The following is a 16,189-nucleotide window of genomic DNA, read 5'->3' as shown; positions in this document are numbered from 1 at the left end:
CGCGCGGCTAGCCCAGCATGAAGAGCAGCGCGGCCATGAATCCTCCGAGGATGAGCGTGAGCAGCACCAACCCGACCCAGACAAGGTTGCCTGCCGGGTCATGTTGCACAGGCAGTGGCTCCGCTGGCGGCTCCGGATCTGGCGCAGCATTCGGCTGCGGCTCTTCAACCTGCGGCGGGTCTTCGGCCGTTTCGGCCTCCGGTGCGGGCGCCGGCTCGCCCCTGCCGCGCCGGGCGGCCCGCGCCTGCGCCGCGCGCATCGCGCGTTTGCGGCTGTCCCTGCGGGCTTGTCGGTGGTGGTTCCACATAGGCCCGGCTCCGGAGATTCAGAGCGCGGCATGATCGGCTCAATCCCAGCCGGCGAACGGGCTCGGCTCGCGCACAGGGCGACGCCGCATCCCGAATCCAAAGATACTCCCGAGCAACCCGGCCAGCAGACCGACCACGATCCGCGCCGCAATCAGATAACCGATGAACACCAGCTTGTCGCCACCGAGCAGGATATCCACCCAGACGAGGTACTCATCTGACAATCCGGAGGCGGCGAAATGTTCGGGGACCCGTCGCGCGATGCTGAGGAATTCGCGCATGAGCGTAGGCTGCTGTATGGCTGTCGCCGCAAAGGCGAACGCGCCCAGCACGATGGTCAGGATGAATTTCAAGGATGCCGAAAAGGTCCCCATGCGCCCTCTCCGAGATGGCCGTCCCTATGCCGCGCGCATCAGTAGCGCGAAGGAACGCGTCACCGTCATTTACGAAAGGAAGTTTTGCGCTGCAACAATCTACGCTACACTTCGGTATGATATACGGCCAAAGCCAAATGGAGTGATATCATAAACAAAGAAGGGGTGCGCAGCGACAGATTGGGAGCGCATCGAAATATGGGGAGGTACGGATGCCCGTTACGCTGGAAGCGCTGATCGTCCTTGTGCTGGTCGGCCTGGTCGCCGGTTTTCTCGCCGGCCTGGTCGTCAAGGGCGGCGGCTTCGGTTTCGTCGGTAATGTCATTCTCGGCATTATCGGCGCGTTTGTTGGAAATTACGTTTTTGGATTCCTTGGCATTTCGCTCGCGCCCGGCCTGATCGGGACGATCATCACCGCCGCCATCGGCGCGATCATCGTGCTGTTCGTGATCGGACTGTTCCGAAGATAGCAATCCGCGCGCCGGCCAACGTCGGCGCGCCTGAGCGACGGACAAAGCATCATCGAGGGTGACGCATGACCCAGCCCACCGACGCTGATAAGCCCCGCGAGCGCGAGAAGCCCTGGATCTTCCGCACCTATGCGGGCCATTCGACCGCTGCCGCGTCCAACGCGCTTTTCCGCAGCAACCTGGCCAAGGGGCAGACGGGGCTTTCGGTCGCTTTCGATCTGCCGACGCAAACTGGCTACGATTCAGATCATCCGCTGGCGAAAGGCGAGGTCGGCAAGGTGGGCGTGCCGATCAGCCATCTGGGCGACATGCGGGTTCTGTTCGACCAGATTCCGCTCGACCAGATGAACACCTCGATGACGATCAACGCCACCGCGCCGTGGCTGCTGGCGCTTTATGCGGCGCTAGCCGACGAACAGGGCGTCAGCCGCGACAAGCTTACCGGCACGGTGCAGAACGACATCATCAAGGAATACCTCTCGCGCGGCACCTATGTCTTCCCGCCGGAGCCGTCGCTGCGGCTTATCAAAGACGTGATCGTCTACGCCTGGCGCGACATCCCGAAGTGGAACCCGACCAACACCTGCTCCTATCACCTGCAGGAAGCCGGCGCGACGCCGATGCAGGAGCTGGCCTACGCGCTGGCGATCGCCACGGCGGTGCTCGACACAGTGCGCGCCTCCGGCGAGGTGAGCGAGGCCGAGTTTCCCGAGGTCGTCGGGCGCATGTCATTCTTCGTGAACGCGGGCACGCGCTTCATCACCGAGATGTCGAAGATGCGCGCCTTCGTCGATCTGTGGGACGAAATCTGCCGGGAGCGCTACGGCGTCGAGGACCCGAAGAAGCGCCGCTTCCGCTACGGCGTGCAGGTCAACAGCCTCGGCCTGACCGAGCAGCAGCCGGAGAACAACCCTTACCGGATGCTGCTGTCGATGCTGGCGGTCACTTTGTCGAAACGCGCCCGCGCCCGCGCGATCCAGCTTCCGGCGTGGAACGAGGCGCTGGGCCTGCCGCGCCCGTGGGATCAGCAGTGGTCGCTGCGTCTGCAACAGGTGCTGGCCTATGAGACCGACCTGCTGGAGTTCGGCGACATTTTCGACGGCTCGGAAGAGATCGAGCGCACGGTCGAGGCGCTGAAAGACGAGGCGCGCGCGGAATTGGCGCATATCGACGAGCTAGGCGGCGCGATCGCGGCGATCCAGTACATGAAGCAGAAGCTGGTGGAATCGCATTCCGAGCGGGTGCGCCGGATCGAGAGCGGCGAGCTGACGATCGTTGGCGTGAACGCCTACACCGAGAGCGAGCCGTCGCCGCTGTCGGCGGGCGCGGACAACATCCTGACGGTGCCCGAGGCGGTCGAGCGCGAACAGGTCGAGCGGCTGAACGCCTGGCGCGCGGCGCGCGACGGCGCGGCTGTTGAGGCGGCGCTGGCCGAGTTGCGGGCCGCCGCCGGGGAGGGGCGCAATATCATGGAGCCGTCCATCGCGTGCGCCAAGGCGGGCGTGACCACCGGCGAATGGGGCGGCGCGCTGCGCGAGGTCTTCGGCGAATACCGCGCGCCGACCGGCGTGACGGCCGCGTCCATGCCGCCGCGCGGCAACATTGGCGAGGTGCGCGCCGAGGTCGAGGCGGTGTCGCAGCGGCTGGGCCGTCGGCTGAAGCTGCTGGTCGGCAAGCCGGGGCTGGACGGGCATTCCAACGGCGCGGAGCAGATCGCCGTGCGCGCGCGCGACGCGGGCATGGAGGTCGTCTACGAGGGCATCCGCCTGACGCCGGAGCACATCGTCAACACCGCGCTGCAGGAGAGCGTGCATGTCATCGGCCTGTCGATCCTGTCGGGCAGCCACATGCCGCTGGTGCGCGAGATCATGGAGCGGATGCGCGCGGCCGGCATCGACGATGTGCCGGTGATCGTCGGCGGGATCATCCCGGATGAGGACGCGCAGGCGCTGCGCGCGGCGGGCGTCGCGGCGGTCTACACGCCGAAGGATTTCCAGCTCAACGCGATCATGGCGGATATCGCCCGGCTCGCCGACCCGCAAGGCGCGGCGGCTTAATTCACCAGCCTGTGAATTGATTTGTGTCAAAATTGTAACTCTTGTGTTGACGCGATCACTGTATAGGTGTTCGGTTTGGTGCCTTGACGTAAACTTTGCCTAACACAAAACAATCAGCGTCTAGGGTATCGCCCATGAGTGCCCCATTCGGTATTGCGTTGGGGTCGACGCCGAACGCGTGGACCACGACCTACGCTGTCGCTTTCGATAGTATTCCAAAAGCGCACCCCGAGTTTCCGATCGTGTTGGGGCGCTGGTCGCCGAACAGCGGCTTGTGGAAGATTATCGGGTATTCTCACATTTATGGGAATGGACCCGAAGGACTCGACATCCGCTCCGGCTTTGCGAGGGTGACCAAGGAACTGGAGCAGAATTACGGCCATTGTGAAGAGCTTGACTACATCGAGTGTAAGAAGCTCTGCGATCCAAAGGCGCATATGTTCTCCGGCGGGGCCATGGCGGAGCCGACAACGAGCGTGTGCTGGACGCGGAACAGTGGCGCGACCCTGCCTGACGGCCTGAATTATATTCTGCTAACGATCGAGGCGCTCGTTTACCCCGAGGCGCGCATCTGCCTGACCTACGCCGCGCACACAGATGACTTCGAGCTGTCGGGCATCCTGTGACGCCTGGGCGGGTCACGCGGTGTGGCTCGCTCGCATCGCGGCGAGGGCGGCGCGGCGGAGCTTGCCGTTGGGCGTGCGCGGCAGCGCGTCGATGAAGATGTATTCGCGCGGGCGCTTGTAGCGGGCCAGCCGCTCCTCGGCGTAGGCGTCCAGCGCTTCGGCGCTCACCGCGTCGCCGGGTCCGCGTACGATGAACGCGGCGATGATCTCCACGCCCGGCCGCGCCTCGACCTGCGCGACCGCCGCCTCGGCCACGCCAGGGTGCTCGGCAAGGACGCTTTCCACCTCGACGGGCGAGACGCGATAGCCCATCGCGTTCATCAGCTCGTCCGCGCGGCCCTGATGCGCGATGTAGCCGTCTTCGTCCAACATGCCGAGATCGCCGGTGATGAACCAGTCGCCGCGTGTGGCCGCCGCGTCTTCCTCCGGGCGCTGCCAGTAGCCGAGCATCAGGCCGGGGTCGGAGCAATGCACGGCGATCAGCCCGCTCTCGCCAGCGGGCAGCGGCTCATCCCCGCCGTCTTGCGGCAGGATCGTCACGCGCCGTCCGGGCTGTGGCTTGCCCACGCGCTCCGGCTTCGGCGGCACGCTCGGCGATGACGAGATGAAGGTCGAGATTTCGCTCTGGCCCAGCGCCTCGTAGAGCACCGTGCCGGTGCGCTCGAACCACTCGCGCGCGACCGCCTCGGGCAGCGCCTCGCCCGCGCACAGGCCGTGGCGCAGGCTTGGCATCGTATCCGGCCCGGCCCCGGCATACTTCAGGATGCGGCGATAAAGGCTCGGCACGGCGGCGAAGATCGTTGCCTCGTATGCCGCGATCAGCTTCGGCCAGACCTCCGGGTCTTTCTCGCCCGTGTAGATGATCGCGGTCGCGCCGTTCGCCCACGGGTCGGTCAGGCCGGTTCCGAGCGTGTAGGTCCAGTTGAAGCCGCCCGCATGCATCACGCGGTCATCCGGCCCGATGCCGTACCAGCCCTGATACATCGGGCGGCGGCCCCAGGCGGCCCGCTGCGCGTGCAGCACCCCTTTTGGCTGCGCGGTCGTGCCGGAGGTGTAGATCAGGAAGGCGGGGTCGTCGGCGCGCGTGCCGGCGTAATCGGCGCGCGGGCTGTTGCGCAGCGCTGCGATGTCCTCCGGCGCGAACACCCGCACGTCTTCAGGCACCGGCTCGACCGGCAGCGCGGGGCTGAGCGCGATCGCCGCCGCGCCGCTGTCGGCCAGCAGGAAGCCCGCCTCGCGCGCACTCAGTTGGTCGGAGGCCGGCACGGGCACGACCCCTGCCGCGATCGCCCCGAAGAAGGTAAGCGCATAAGCACTGGTGTTCTCCAGCCGGATCAGTAGCCGATCGCCTGGCGCCAGCCCCGCCGTGCGGAAGCCGCCGGCCATGCGCAGGATCGCGTCCTCCAGCGCGGCGTAGGACCAGACTTCCGACGGCGTCCCGCACGCATCCGCCGCCACGATCAGCGCGGGCTTGTCCGGCGTCTCGCCGGCAGCGGCGAGGCAGTACCGCGCCATGTTGAAGCGTTCAGGGACCGGCGCGGAAGGATCGATACTCATTGCGCCTCGGCGAGGTCCGTCGCCATCCACCAGGTGTCGATATCGACGCCATTGAACGGCGGCGTCTCCGGGTGCTGAAGCTGGTGCCAATGCGCAACCCAAAGCTTCGGCAGATGGAATAGCGGGATCACGTAATGCCCCGACATCAGCACCCGGTCCAACGCGCGCACCGCCGAGACGAAATCCTCGCGCGACTTGGCCGACAGCATCGCGGCGATCATCGCGTCCACCGACTCATTCTTCACGCCCGCGTAGTTGAACGTGCCCTCGCGTTCGGCCGCCTTCGATGACCAGCGGAAGGTCTGCTCATTGCCGGGCGAGAGCGAGGATGGCCAGCGGTTCTGGATCATGTCGAAGTCATAGGTCTGCTTGCGCCGCTGATACTGGGCCGAATCAACGATGCGCACGGTCGCCTCGATCCCGGCCCGCTTGAGCGCGCGCGTGTAGGTGAGGAGCAACCTTTCCTGCTCCGGGTCCGCCGCCAGAATCTCGAACTGCATCGGCTTGCCGGTGCGGGCGTTCACCAGCCTGCCGCCCTTCAGCTCATACCCGGCCTCGCGCAGCAGCTTCAGCGCCGCGCGAAGCTGCTTGCGGTTGCGCCCTGACCCGTCGCTCTTCGGAAGGCTGTAGGTGCCTTTCATGATTGCTGGGTCCACAGCGTCGGGGAAGGGCGCCAATAACTCCTGCTCGCGCGGATCCGCCGGCTTGCCATGCGCGGACAGCTCGGAGCGGGCGAAGTAACTCTGGCTGCGCTCGTAAAGCCCGTGGAACAGCTTGGCGTTCATCCACTCGAAATCGAACAGCTTGATGAGCGCGCGGCGCACCCGCTCGTCGGCAAACACCTCGCGGCGCGTGTTGAACACCAGCGCGTTCATGCCCGCTGGCAGCTCCAGATCGAATTCCTTGCGCAGCACCTTGCCCTCACGCACCGCCGGAAACTCGTATTCCCGCGCCCATTGCCCCGGGTCGGCTTCGGTCATGAACATCGAGACGCCCTTCTTGAACGCCTCGAACATGGCGTTGGCATCGCGGTAAAAGTCGTACTGGATTTTATCGAAGTTGTAGTGCCCCCGATTGACCGGCAGATCGCGGCCCCAATAATCTGGATCACGCGCGAAAGTGATGCGGCTGCCGGGGTCCACCTCGCTGACCACATACGGACCGCTGCCGACCGGGGGCTCCAGCGTGGTCTCCTCGAACGTCTCGGGGTCGATGGCGTGCTCCGGCAGAACCGGCATCAGCCCCATGATGAGCGGCATCTCGCGGTCACCTTCATCGTTGAAGGTGAACTTCACGGTGCGCGGGCCGGTCTTTTCGACCTTCTCGACCTTCGCGTAGTAGAATTGGTGGTTGGGCCGGCCGCGATCACGCAGCAACGCATGGGAGAAGATCACGTCCTCCACCGTAACCGGCTCGCCGTCGGAAAAGCGCGCCTCTTCGCGCAGCGTGAACGCCACCCATGAGCGGTCCGGCGGTGTCTCGATGCTCTCCGCCAGCAAGCCATAGAGCGAGAACGGCTCGTCCTGCGCGCGGGCCATCAGGCTTTCATAGACGTACTGGCGCATCCCTGGCGCAGCCTCGCCCTTGATGATGAGCGGATTCAGGCTGTCGAACGAGCCCTGCACGGCGCGAACAAGCTTGCCGCCTTTCGGCGCGTCGGGGTTGACGTAGTCGAACGCCTTGAAGTCCGGGCCGTATTTGGGATCGCCATGCATCGCGATGCCGTGGCGTGGCTCCGCGGCGGCCGAAAGACCTAGACTCATCCCCGCAATGAGCGCGATGAACCCGGCCCAAAGCATGGATTGCGTGCGCTGCCGTGTGTGTGCCGTCATCCGAAGTGTCTCCGCCTGTCGCCAGGCCTTTTGCCTGCGTGAGAATAAAAACGCGATCGCCCGGGTACAACCGGATCGCGCGCGAGTGTTGGCCACAAAATGAGCAAAAAATCGATTACCGTGCAAAACAGCTGAGGGAAGTTCGGGGCGGCCTGCCCCGGCCATGACAGGCGCAGGGGGCGCGCGCCGCGCATTCGCATCGGCGGCGCCTGTGCATGAGGGACCGGCGAGCGCATCACGCGTCACGAAGTCGCCTCAATTCGACGTACGCAGGACAATCGTTGGGGGGCGCCAGCGCGGCGGCAGCAAAGCCGGAGCTAGGCCCGGAACAGTTCTTGAAAGGTTGATTGGATGTTGGACGTAACGATGAACAAGATCTGCCGTTCGGCTTTCGCCTTGTGCGGCCTTGTGGCCGGCGCCGCACTGGCTGGATCATTATTGATCAGCTCACACGCTGCAGCCCAGGAAGAACAGAAACAGAAGTCGCAGGCCGCCTGGGTGAAGCTCTGTGAAAAGGCGCCGAGCCTCCAGGAGGAAGGCAAGGAGCTGGATGTCTGCCTGACGCATCATGAGCGCATCGACGGCAACACCGGCCGCGTGCTCGTATCCGCAGCGATCCGCCAGGTTGAAGGCAAAGACACGCGCTCGCTGATGGTGATGGTGCCGCTTGGCATGGCGCTGCCGGCCGGCGTCCAGGCCAAAGTGGACGATAATGAGCCGATCAAGCTCAAGTATACGCTCTGCCATGTCGGCGGCTGCACTGCCGAGACCGAGGCGACGGACGAAATCATTGAACAGTTCCGGCAGGGTGAAAAGCTCGTTGTGGCAGCAATGAACCTGTCCGGCAAGCCGATCGGTTTCCCGGTTCCGCTGTCTGGCTTCACGAAAGCCTATGCAGGCGATCCGGTCGACAACGAGAAATATCGCGCTGCCCGTCAGCAGCTTATGCAGACGATCCGGAAGCGCCAGATGGCCATGATGAAGAAGGCGCAGGAAGAACAGCAGAACAAGCAGGAAGGCGAAGGCCAGTAGCACGGCCCGCCTGTCGCAATGACTTTTATGCTGCCGCCCGCCCCGCGCGGGCGGTTGTTTTTTGCCTTCACACCGCTGGATACAATTCGTAGGGAATCGGCCGGAAGGTCTCGCGCTGCGGGTCCGTGTTGGCCAGGAACCGGCCGACTTCGCCGATGCTGAAGCGGTCGAGAAACAGCACCGGGTGCCCCTGAGCCGGCACGGTCAACGCGGTCGGACCCGGGTGGCGCTGCTTCATCTCCTCGAAGGTCTCCGGCGCAAGCAGATCCGTGTTCTCACCGCGCAGGATCATCAGCGGCACGTGCTGCAGGGCATCGTAATACGTCCACATGTCCGGGATGCGCTTGGAAATGTCGATCTGCGACAGCGCCTTGGCGATCCGCTTGTCGTAGCTCGGAGCGGGCCGGCCATCCTCGGTTTCGTTGAAGGACTGGCGCGCCAGCGCCTCCCAGTCCTCCGCGCTCATGTCGGTGAAAAAACGCTCGTTGATCTGCCGGACCAGCGCCACTGCCTCGTTCCAGTCCGCAGGAACGGGGATCTTGCCCGCATATCCCATGATCCGCGCGAGACCAGCCGTGCCGATCTCCGGACCGATGTCGTTGAGCACTGCCGCTCCGATCATGCCCGGGCGCAGAACAGCCATCATCATGGCGATGATGCCTCCGCGCGAGGTGCCGACCACCGCCGCGTCCTGCAGGTTCGCGGTACCCATGAAGTCGAGCGTGTCGAGCAGTTCGATGAAAGGTGAATAGTTGCGCCAGTCAGGGTCGTGATCCGACAGCCCGCGACCGCGATAATCCAGCGCGTAGACCTCACGGGGCGCCTGAGCATCACCGGCGAGGTGCGTCGCGAGGTAGTGGAAGTCGCGGGAATTGCGCGTCAGCCCCGCAAGGCAGACAACGGGGCGCGTCGCCGGATTTGGCCGGCCATAATGGCGCACATGCAGCCTCAGGCCGTCGAAGGAGGTGTAATAGATATCGCGCCAAGCTTTGCGTCCGAAAAGGCGCGTGGTCTGTCGTGTCATGGGTCCTCGGGAACAGGCGATGTCACTGCGCAGCCCAAGCAGTGTTAATTCATCGCGGTGCCGGCGTAAATCGGGGCGGGCGGCGAGCCGGTGCGGCCGCGGTGCAGATCCGTCGCCAACGTCACGTCGCCGGCCTCACCTTGCGCCAGTACGGCCCGATAAACCTGCAGGCTCTCCATGATCTTGTGGACGTAGACGCGCGTCTGCGTGAAGGGAATGCGCTCGACCCAGTCCACCGGATCGACCCCGGGTCTGCGCGGGTCCCCGAACAGCTCGATCCACTGGTTCACACGGCCCGGGCCCGCGTTATAGCCCGCAAGCATCATGATGTAGGAGTCGTCGAAGCGGTTGAGCAACCGGCGCATGTAGGCGCTGCCGAGCTTGGCATTGTAAACCGGGTCGTTCAGGCTCGACAGACGGTAGCGTACATTGTTGATCCGCGCCATCATCCGTGCCGTGCCGGGCATCAACTGCAACAGGCCGCGCGCCCCGGCGTAGCTACGCGCTTCGGGGTTGAATTCGCTCTCCTGCCGGGCCAGCGCCAGCATCAATGCCCGCTCGACAGGCCGCGCGCCTGACAACATCTCGAATTCCGGGATGTCAGTCGGATAAGCATAAGCCTCGACGGGAAAGCCACGGTTGAGCGCCACCTTGCCGAAGCGCACCAAGACATTGGGCGGCGCAATCCGCCGAGCCAGTTCGGCGGCGAGCGTCATCTCGCCGGGCGACTCGAGGTCGCGCGCCATCTCGTAGATGAACAGTGACAGGAAGGAGTCGAAATCCGCCTGCTGCGCGATCGGCAGCGCGCGTACGACGTCGCGGGCGGCGAACCGTTCCATGTCTTCGCGAGTCGGCCTCGCGGGCTTGCGGAAGCGGATCGGCTCTGCCTTTTCGCCCAACGCCAGCCCCGCGAGCTGGCCGTAATAGACGTGAAAATGTTGCGCGGCGCGGGCAAAGAATTGCTCCGCCATCTCGAAATCGCCGAGTTGCAGGGCCGCGCGGCCCGCCCAGTAGTCGCTGCGGGCGAAGTCGGCGGGCAAATCCGCGCCCGTGCGCGAGGCGGCGAAGTGCTCCCTGGCCGCTTCCGGCTTGTTGAGGAAGCGCAGCGCGATCCAGCCGGCCAGAAATTCCGCTTCGTGGAGATCATCGCCGGTTGCGCCGCCGTGGCGGCTGGCGATCTCGTAGGCGATCTCTGGCTTGCCAGCATTCAGCGCCGTGCGCGTCTGTACGCGCCGCTCCTGCCACCACTCGTTCGGATCGACCAGCGCTTCAGGATCCTCCGGCGCCATCTTCATGAGGCGCCAGGCCTTCTCGTCATTGCCGTGCCGGCGCAGCCAGCGCACGCGGCTCAGCAGCACTTCCGGTTCGGTCTTGACCTTCTCATCAAGCTGCGTGAGAAGCCCGCCCGCCCGTCGGGAGCGGCGCACCTCGGCCACGCGCGCGTCCAGCGATTTCTGGTCGAGCTTGTCCAGCTCCTTTTTCAGCCTGCGTGCGTCATCGGTCAGGTCGCGATCGTCTTGCGCCAGAAGCCAATCCGCACGGGCCTTATGGTCCGCCTTGCGCAGCAGATTGTCGTACCGCTCGCGGATCGCCTCCTGCGCATCCTCGTTCAGCGCGTGCCGGCGCCATGCCTCACGGATCAGCGATGTGCCCTTCTCCTTGTCACCCGTGGCGAGGTAAGCCGCACCCAGCGCCGCCTTGCCGGTCCCGGTCCTGGGCGGCTCATCAGCGAAAAAGGCGAACACGTCTTGTGCCGGCGGCTCTTTTAAAAGGGCGGAGAGTTCCGCGTTGCGCCGCAGCACCTTCTTGCTCGGCCACATCGGATGGTCGCGCCGGAAGGCAACGAACTCGGCGAGGTCAGCATGGCCCTTGCTGGAACGCAGGTAATACCAGCGGGCCATACGCCGCGCCGTGTCGTCCTCGATGCGCTCAATCAACGGCTTTCCGGCGTCCAGTCGATCCTTGTAGAAAAGCCGGATCGCCTCTTTCAGCAGTTCCAGGTCGCTCTCGGAGATGCGGATGCGTTCGATCTGGTCGAGTCGGTCGTCGATCGCTTTCCGATCCAGCCCCCGCGGACGCTGCTGCAAGTCGTGCGCCCAGGGCGGCGCGGACGGCGATACGGTCGGGCGGGCAAGCGAGGCGATCTGCGGCTCTGTCCTGGGTGGTGGATGCTTGCGCACGGGCGGCGTTGGCACACCATCTTGTGCGGTCTGTTCGGCCTCTCCCGTGACCGGCGCTTCCGGCAGCGGCCGCACCGCGAAATCGCCCGCCTCGGGCGGTGGGCTCGCCGGTTTCGCGGGGGCGGGTTCCGGCCGGGCTGCCAGTTCCGGCTGCTCTGCGGGTGCGGGCTTTGCTGCAGGTTCCGGCGCCACGGCGGCAATGCGTTGGTCGTTTTCCGACCAGGGCGCCAAGCCGACCACAAGACCTGTCAGCGCGCCAACCACGGCCACGCCGGCCAGGACGAGCCCAAAACGCTCGCCACCCGCGCCATTATGAGATCCTGTCCCCATCCGTTCAGATGATCGCCTGTCTTGCCTGGCGTATACGCAACCCGCGCCCTCTCCTGCCCACAGGGGCTCACTCAGATCGCGCCGGATCATGCGCCCCGGCGACCCAGCCGCAATCGAGAGCGAAGCGGCAGGAATCCGGCATAATCATGGCCGTGCCATCCGGCAAGCAGCAGTGTTGCCCCGCCCCTGTCAACTCATTATCGTCGCGTTAAACATCATCAATCAAGGATCACCGATGTTCAGAGGCTCGTATACCGCGCTCATCACGCCGTTCCGCGATAATCGCGTCGACGAGGAGGCATTCCGCGCGCTTGTTGATCGCCAGATCGAGGCGGGCACGCATGGCCTTGTCCCTGTCGGCACGACCGGCGAGTCGCCGACGCTCAGCCATGATGAGCACAAAGCCGTTATCGAAATGTGCATCGACCAGGCGGCAAAGCGCGTTCCTGTGATCGCCGGTGCCGGGTCGAACAACACGGCCGAAGCGATCGAATTCAGCCAGCATGCCGCACAGGCAGGCGCCGACGGACTTCTGAGCGTCACACCATATTACAACAAGCCGACGCAGGAAGGACTTTACCAGCACTTCAAGGCAATCAACGACGCGGTGGACATTCCGATCATCATCTACAATATCCCGGGACGCAGCGTCGTCGACATGTCGGTGGAGACAATGGCCCGGCTTTATGAGCTGCCGAATATCGCCGGTGTGAAGGACGCGACCGCCAACATGGCGCGCGTCAGCCAGCAGCGCGCTGCGATGGGCGAGAGCTTCATCCAGCTCTCCGGGGAGGACGGTACGGCCCTCGGCTTCAATGCGCATGGCGGGCACGGCTGCATCTCAGTGACGGCGAACGTCGCGCCGGAGTTGTGCGCAAAATTCCAGAACGCCTGCGAGGCCGGCGATTATACCACCGCGTTGAAGCTGCATGATCGGCTGATGCCGCTGCATGAGGCGCTGTTCATCGAATCGAATCCGGCGCCGGTTAAGTACGCCGCTCAGGTGCTGGGGATCTGCCGCGAGGATGTGCGCGCGCCGCTGGCAACATTGCAAGCCGAGTCAAAGCGGGCGGTCGAGCGCGCGCTGGAACAGGCCGGCGTCGCGTAAACTGGGCAGCGACGGCCGCAAGAGCAAGCCATGAACAAGAAGAACGGACCGGCGCGCCGCGTCGTGGCGGAAAACCGCAAGGCGCGCCACAACTACGACATTCTGGAAACGTTCGAGGCCGGGATCGCGCTGGAGGGCTCGGAGGTGAAGAGCCTGCGCGAGGGCAAGGCGAATATCGCCGAAGCCTACGCCAGCCCGGAAGACGGCGAGCTGTATCTGATCAACAGCTCGATCCAGGAATACAAGCAGGCCAACCGCTTCAACCACGAGGAACGCCGCCCCCGCAAGCTGCTGATGCACAAGCGCGAGATCGCCCGACTCATTGGTGCGACCGAGCGGGAAGGCATGACGCTCGTGCCGCTGCGCCTTTATTTCAATGAGCGCGGCATCGCGAAGGTCGAGCTTGCGCTGGCGAAGGGGCGCAAGAAGCACGACAAGCGCGAGGCGGAGAAGGAGCGTGACTGGCAGCGCCAGAAGGCGCGGCTTCTACGCGAGCGCGGCTAAGCGCGTGTATCGCAGGGTGCGAGATCCGCGAGCTTCAGCAGTTGCCCCATGCTGGGCACCTGGACCTCACGGTTGCCGTGCAAACTGATGACACCGTCCCGCTTCATCTTGGTGATCTGCCGGCTGACACTCTCGGTCGTCAGGCCGAGAAAGTCGGCGATGTCCGAGCGCCCAAGCGGCAGCACGAAGGCGGCGCTGTCTTCGTTCGGGTCAGCCTTGCAGCCGAGATCCTGCGCGCGACGTGCGATCATCAGCAGGAAGCTCGCCACGCGCTCGAAGGCGTTCTTGCGGCCCAGCAGCAGCGTCCAGTCGTGACAGGCGTCCAGTTCGTCAAGCGTATGCGCCAGAAGCCGACTCTGCAGATCAGGATACCGGAGCATGATCCGCTCGAAATCCGCCCGCGGAAACAGGCAAAGCTCGACATCGGTCACGGCTTCGGCGCGGTAGGGGCTTTCTACCCGCATGGCCCGGCCCAGGAAGTCCGACGGGAACAGCAAGCCGACGATATGCTGGCGCCCGTCGGTCATGGTCTTCGTCAGCTTGACCACCCCGTTGAGAACGTTGCCAAAGCAATCCTGTTTTTCACCTTCATGCATGATGACCGCGCCAGCTTCGCAGTGCCGGCGGTGGGCGATCTGGTTCATCGCCTCGATCTCGTCCGCGGAGAGCGCGCCGCAGATCGAACGTCTGCGGATGGTGCAGACATCACAATGCTTCGGCAGGGCTTTTGATTGGAACATGCTTCCGATCCGCTTGCGCAATGCTCGAGATTATGCGGCATTCCAGCGGGCCGAACAACCGAAGCTTGCGGTGCGCTGACCCCGGTTCCGATACGCGCTTTCAATTTGGCCGCGTGCCACAAAACCTTTATGACATACGCGGTCAGAACAAGAACGGCTCACCGGGCATCCATCTCTGTCCAGTGCTGCGTCTGCCCCGTACATGCCGACGAAAGCCGCCACCATGCCGCACGCAATCGAAGTCTCAAGCCTGAGCAAGTCCTATGCGGACGGCTTCCAGGCACTGAAATCCGTCGATCTGACGATACGCGATGGCGAGATCTTCGCCCTGCTCGGCCCGAACGGCGCGGGCAAGACAACGCTCATCAACGCCATCTGCGGCATAGTGACGCCTACGGCGGGGAGCATAACCGTCAGCGGCTACGACAACCAGAAGGACTACCGTCAGGCCCGCGCGCTGATCGGGCTGGTGCCACAGGAACTGACCACCGAAGCCTTCGAAACGGTCTGGAGCACCGTAAGCTTCAGCCGCGGTCTGTTCGGCAAACCACGGGACGACGGCCATCTTGAAAGGGTACTGCGCGACCTTTCGCTCTGGAACAAGCGCAACAACAAGCTCATCACCCTTTCAGGCGGCATGAAGCGCCGTGTACTGATCGCCAAGGCGCTGTCGCACGAGCCACGCATCCTTTTCCTCGACGAGCCGACCGCCGGCGTTGATGTCGAACTGCGTCGCGACATGTGGGAGGTCGTCCGCGAACTGCGCGACACCGGCGTCACGATCGTGCTGACGACGCATTACATCGAGGAGGCCGAGCAGATGGCCGACCGCGTGGGCGTCATCAACGAAGGCGAACTGATCCTCATCGAAGAGAAGAACGAGCTGATGCAAAAGCTCGGCCAGAAACAGATCATCCTTGATCTCAACCAGCCACTGAGCGCGATCCCCGAGCACCTGCAAGATGACCGCCTGACGCTGGAAGCCAACGGCATGCAGCTCGTCTACACCTATGACACGCACGCGGAGCGCACGGGCATTACCGGACTCCTGCAACAGTTACGCGATGCTGGCATTCACTTTCACGACATCCACACCAAGCAGAGTTCGCTCGAAGAAATCTTCGTCGACCTGGTGAAGCGAAATCCATGAATTTTCACGCAATCAAGGCGATCTACCGATACGAAATGGCGCGGACTTTCCGCACGCTGTTTCAGAGCATTGTTTCGCCGGTGATCACCACCGCGCTTTACTTCATTGTTTTCGGCTCGGCGATCGGCTCGCGTATCGAGCAGATCGGCGGGGTGGACTACGGCTCGTTCATCGTGCCCGGTCTGATGATGCTGACGCTGCTTACGCAAAGCGTGGCAAACGCCTCGTTCGGCATCTATTTCCCGAAATTCACCGGGACGATCTACGAGCTTCTCTCCGCGCCAATCTCGGCCGTGGAGATCGTCCTAGGCTATGTCGGGGCGGCCGCGACCAAGTCGTTGATGCTCGGCCTCATTATTCTGGCGACCGCGAGCTTCTTCGTGGATCTGCGAATCGAGCATCCCCTGATGATGCTGCTGTTCATGGTGCTCACGGCCATTACCTTCAGCCTGCTCGGCTTCATCATCGGCATATGGGCCGACGGCTTTGAGCAGCTTCAGATTGTGCCGCTTCTGGTCATGACGCCGCTCGCGTTTCTCGGCGGCACGTTCTACTCGGTCGATATGCTACCACCGTTCTGGCAGACCGTGACGCTGTTCAACCCGGTGGTTTACCTCATCAGCGGCTTTCGGTGGAGCTTCTATGAAGTGGCGGATGTCAGCGTCTGGGTGAGCTTGGTGATGATCTTCGTGTTCCTCTCAGCGGGACTCACGCTCGTCTGGCGCATCTTCGAGACCGGCTACAAGCTCAAGAAATGATGATCGCGGCCTTATTAACGCGGTTTGTCGTGCTTCCGCCAAACTGGGACACTACACATGTTTGGTAAACTCTACCGCGGTATCATCTCCCATCGGCGGGGCACCGCGCAGGCTCGGTAATAAAGACTTTCCGACACCG

At 64.0% G+C, this 16,189-nt stretch carries 15 protein-coding genes; 8 read left to right on the top strand and 7 right to left on the bottom strand.

Annotation, left to right across the window (positions count from 1 at the left end; all coding sequences use genetic code 11):
• Positions 1-7 precede the first annotated feature (7 nt).
• Entirely contained in the window at positions 8-307 is a 300-nt protein-coding gene (locus BXY53_RS01915) for a hypothetical protein (protein ID WP_147361467.1), read from the bottom strand.
• Positions 308-346: 39 nt separating this feature from the next.
• On the bottom strand, positions 347-682 hold the full coding sequence (locus BXY53_RS01910) for a hypothetical protein (protein WP_119060251.1): 336 nt from the start codon (positions 680-682) through the stop codon (positions 347-349).
• A gap of 212 nt (positions 683-894) precedes the next feature.
• Here BXY53_RS01910 and BXY53_RS01905 point away from each other — a divergent pair, with 212 nt between their 5' ends.
• From BXY53_RS01905 to BXY53_RS01895, 3 genes are all read left to right on the top strand, one after another.
• Positions 895-1,152, top strand: coding sequence for a GlsB/YeaQ/YmgE family stress response membrane protein (locus tag BXY53_RS01905; protein ID WP_119060250.1), 258 nt, complete (start codon positions 895-897; stop codon positions 1,150-1,152).
• A gap of 65 nt (positions 1,153-1,217) precedes the next feature.
• Complete coding sequence (locus BXY53_RS01900) at positions 1,218-3,209, top strand: protein meaA (protein WP_119060249.1); 1,992 nt, start codon at positions 1,218-1,220, stop codon at positions 3,207-3,209.
• Positions 3,210-3,343: 134 nt separating this feature from the next.
• A complete protein-coding gene (locus BXY53_RS01895; protein WP_119060248.1) occupies positions 3,344-3,835 on the top strand; it encodes a hypothetical protein in 492 nt (163 codons plus the stop codon).
• Between the two features lie 12 nt (positions 3,836-3,847).
• Here BXY53_RS01895 and BXY53_RS01890 read toward each other — a convergent pair whose 3' ends face one another.
• Both BXY53_RS01890 and BXY53_RS01885 read right to left on the bottom strand, forming a co-directional pair.
• Positions 3,848-5,392, bottom strand: coding sequence for a class I adenylate-forming enzyme family protein (locus tag BXY53_RS01890; protein ID WP_119060247.1), 1,545 nt, complete (start codon positions 5,390-5,392; stop codon positions 3,848-3,850).
• Positions 5,389-7,224, bottom strand: coding sequence for an extracellular solute-binding protein (locus tag BXY53_RS01885; RefSeq protein WP_119060246.1), 1,836 nt, complete (start codon positions 7,222-7,224; stop codon positions 5,389-5,391). The genes BXY53_RS01890 and BXY53_RS01885 overlap by 4 nt, the downstream gene beginning before the upstream one ends.
• A gap of 366 nt (positions 7,225-7,590) precedes the next feature.
• Between BXY53_RS01885 and BXY53_RS01880 the strand changes: the two genes are divergently transcribed.
• Positions 7,591-8,256 carry an invasion associated locus B family protein gene (locus BXY53_RS01880; RefSeq protein WP_245410324.1) on the top strand — a complete coding sequence of 222 codons (666 nt, stop codon included), beginning with the start codon at positions 7,591-7,593 and terminating at the stop codon, positions 8,254-8,256.
• A 67-nt stretch (positions 8,257-8,323) separates the two neighbouring features.
• Here BXY53_RS01880 and BXY53_RS01875 read toward each other — a convergent pair whose 3' ends face one another.
• Positions 8,324-9,280: an alpha/beta fold hydrolase gene (locus tag BXY53_RS01875; RefSeq protein WP_119060244.1), complete on the bottom strand. Its 957-nt coding sequence runs from the start codon at positions 9,278-9,280 to the stop codon at positions 8,324-8,326.
• A 44-nt stretch (positions 9,281-9,324) separates the two neighbouring features.
• Positions 9,325-11,790, bottom strand: coding sequence for a lytic transglycosylase domain-containing protein (locus BXY53_RS01870; protein WP_119060243.1), 2,466 nt, complete (start codon positions 11,788-11,790; stop codon positions 9,325-9,327).
• Positions 11,791-12,025: 235 nt separating this feature from the next.
• Between BXY53_RS01870 and dapA the strand changes: the two genes are divergently transcribed.
• Positions 12,026-12,898 (top strand): 4-hydroxy-tetrahydrodipicolinate synthase, encoded by an 873-nt coding sequence (gene dapA / locus BXY53_RS01865; protein ID WP_119060242.1) that lies wholly within the window; start codon positions 12,026-12,028, stop codon positions 12,896-12,898.
• A gap of 30 nt (positions 12,899-12,928) precedes the next feature.
• Positions 12,929-13,402, top strand: a complete 474-nt coding sequence (gene smpB / locus BXY53_RS01860; RefSeq protein WP_119060241.1) for an SsrA-binding protein SmpB — start codon at positions 12,929-12,931, stop codon at positions 13,400-13,402.
• On the opposite strand, the gene BXY53_RS01855 is transcribed toward smpB, so the two are convergent.
• Positions 13,399-14,142, bottom strand: a complete 744-nt coding sequence (locus BXY53_RS01855) for a Crp/Fnr family transcriptional regulator (RefSeq protein WP_119060240.1) — start codon at positions 14,140-14,142, stop codon at positions 13,399-13,401. The genes smpB and BXY53_RS01855 overlap by 4 nt on opposite strands.
• A 223-nt stretch (positions 14,143-14,365) precedes the next feature.
• Here BXY53_RS01855 and BXY53_RS01850 point away from each other — a divergent pair, with 223 nt between their 5' ends.
• A complete protein-coding gene (locus tag BXY53_RS01850; protein ID WP_119060239.1) occupies positions 14,366-15,292 on the top strand; it encodes an ABC transporter ATP-binding protein in 927 nt (308 codons plus the stop codon).
• Positions 15,289-16,050: an ABC transporter permease gene (locus tag BXY53_RS01845; protein WP_119060238.1), complete on the top strand. Its 762-nt coding sequence runs from the start codon at positions 15,289-15,291 to the stop codon at positions 16,048-16,050. The genes BXY53_RS01850 and BXY53_RS01845 overlap by 4 nt, the downstream gene beginning before the upstream one ends.
• The last annotated feature ends 139 nt before the right edge of the window (positions 16,051-16,189 follow it).

It is taken from the genome of Dichotomicrobium thermohalophilum, from assembly GCF_003550175.1.
Lineage (GTDB): Bacteria > Pseudomonadota > Alphaproteobacteria > Rhizobiales > Rhodomicrobiaceae > Dichotomicrobium > Dichotomicrobium thermohalophilum.
The sequence above is the reverse complement of the archived record's forward strand: the minus strand, read 5'-3'. Positions and strand labels throughout refer to the sequence as shown.

Excerpts from the sequence above, each read along its gene's own strand:
- BXY53_RS01915 (WP_147361467.1), bottom strand. The coding sequence starts at position 307 with ATGTGGAACCACCACCGACAAGCCCGCAGGGACAGCCGCAAACGCGCG.
- BXY53_RS01910 (WP_119060251.1), bottom strand. The coding sequence starts at position 682 with ATGGGGACCTTTTCGGCATCCTTGAAATTCATCCTGACCATCGTGCTG.
- BXY53_RS01905 (WP_119060250.1), top strand. The coding sequence starts at position 895 with ATGCCCGTTACGCTGGAAGCGCTGATCGTCCTTGTGCTGGTCGGCCTG.
- BXY53_RS01900 (WP_119060249.1), top strand. The coding sequence starts at position 1,218 with ATGACCCAGCCCACCGACGCTGATAAGCCCCGCGAGCGCGAGAAGCCC.
- BXY53_RS01895 (WP_119060248.1), top strand. The coding sequence starts at position 3,344 with ATGAGTGCCCCATTCGGTATTGCGTTGGGGTCGACGCCGAACGCGTGG.
- BXY53_RS01890 (WP_119060247.1), bottom strand. The coding sequence starts at position 5,392 with ATGAGTATCGATCCTTCCGCGCCGGTCCCTGAACGCTTCAACATGGCG.
- BXY53_RS01885 (WP_119060246.1), bottom strand. The coding sequence starts at position 7,224 with ATGACGGCACACACACGGCAGCGCACGCAATCCATGCTTTGGGCCGGG.
- BXY53_RS01880 (WP_245410324.1), top strand. The coding sequence starts at position 7,591 with ATGAACAAGATCTGCCGTTCGGCTTTCGCCTTGTGCGGCCTTGTGGCC.
- BXY53_RS01875 (WP_119060244.1), bottom strand. The coding sequence starts at position 9,280 with ATGACACGACAGACCACGCGCCTTTTCGGACGCAAAGCTTGGCGCGAT.
- BXY53_RS01870 (WP_119060243.1), bottom strand. The coding sequence starts at position 11,790 with ATGGGGACAGGATCTCATAATGGCGCGGGTGGCGAGCGTTTTGGGCTC.
- dapA (WP_119060242.1), top strand. The coding sequence starts at position 12,026 with ATGTTCAGAGGCTCGTATACCGCGCTCATCACGCCGTTCCGCGATAAT.
- smpB (WP_119060241.1), top strand. The coding sequence starts at position 12,929 with ATGAACAAGAAGAACGGACCGGCGCGCCGCGTCGTGGCGGAAAACCGC.
- BXY53_RS01855 (WP_119060240.1), bottom strand. The coding sequence starts at position 14,142 with ATGTTCCAATCAAAAGCCCTGCCGAAGCATTGTGATGTCTGCACCATC.
- BXY53_RS01850 (WP_119060239.1), top strand. The coding sequence starts at position 14,366 with ATGCCGCACGCAATCGAAGTCTCAAGCCTGAGCAAGTCCTATGCGGAC.
- BXY53_RS01845 (WP_119060238.1), top strand. The coding sequence starts at position 15,289 with ATGAATTTTCACGCAATCAAGGCGATCTACCGATACGAAATGGCGCGG.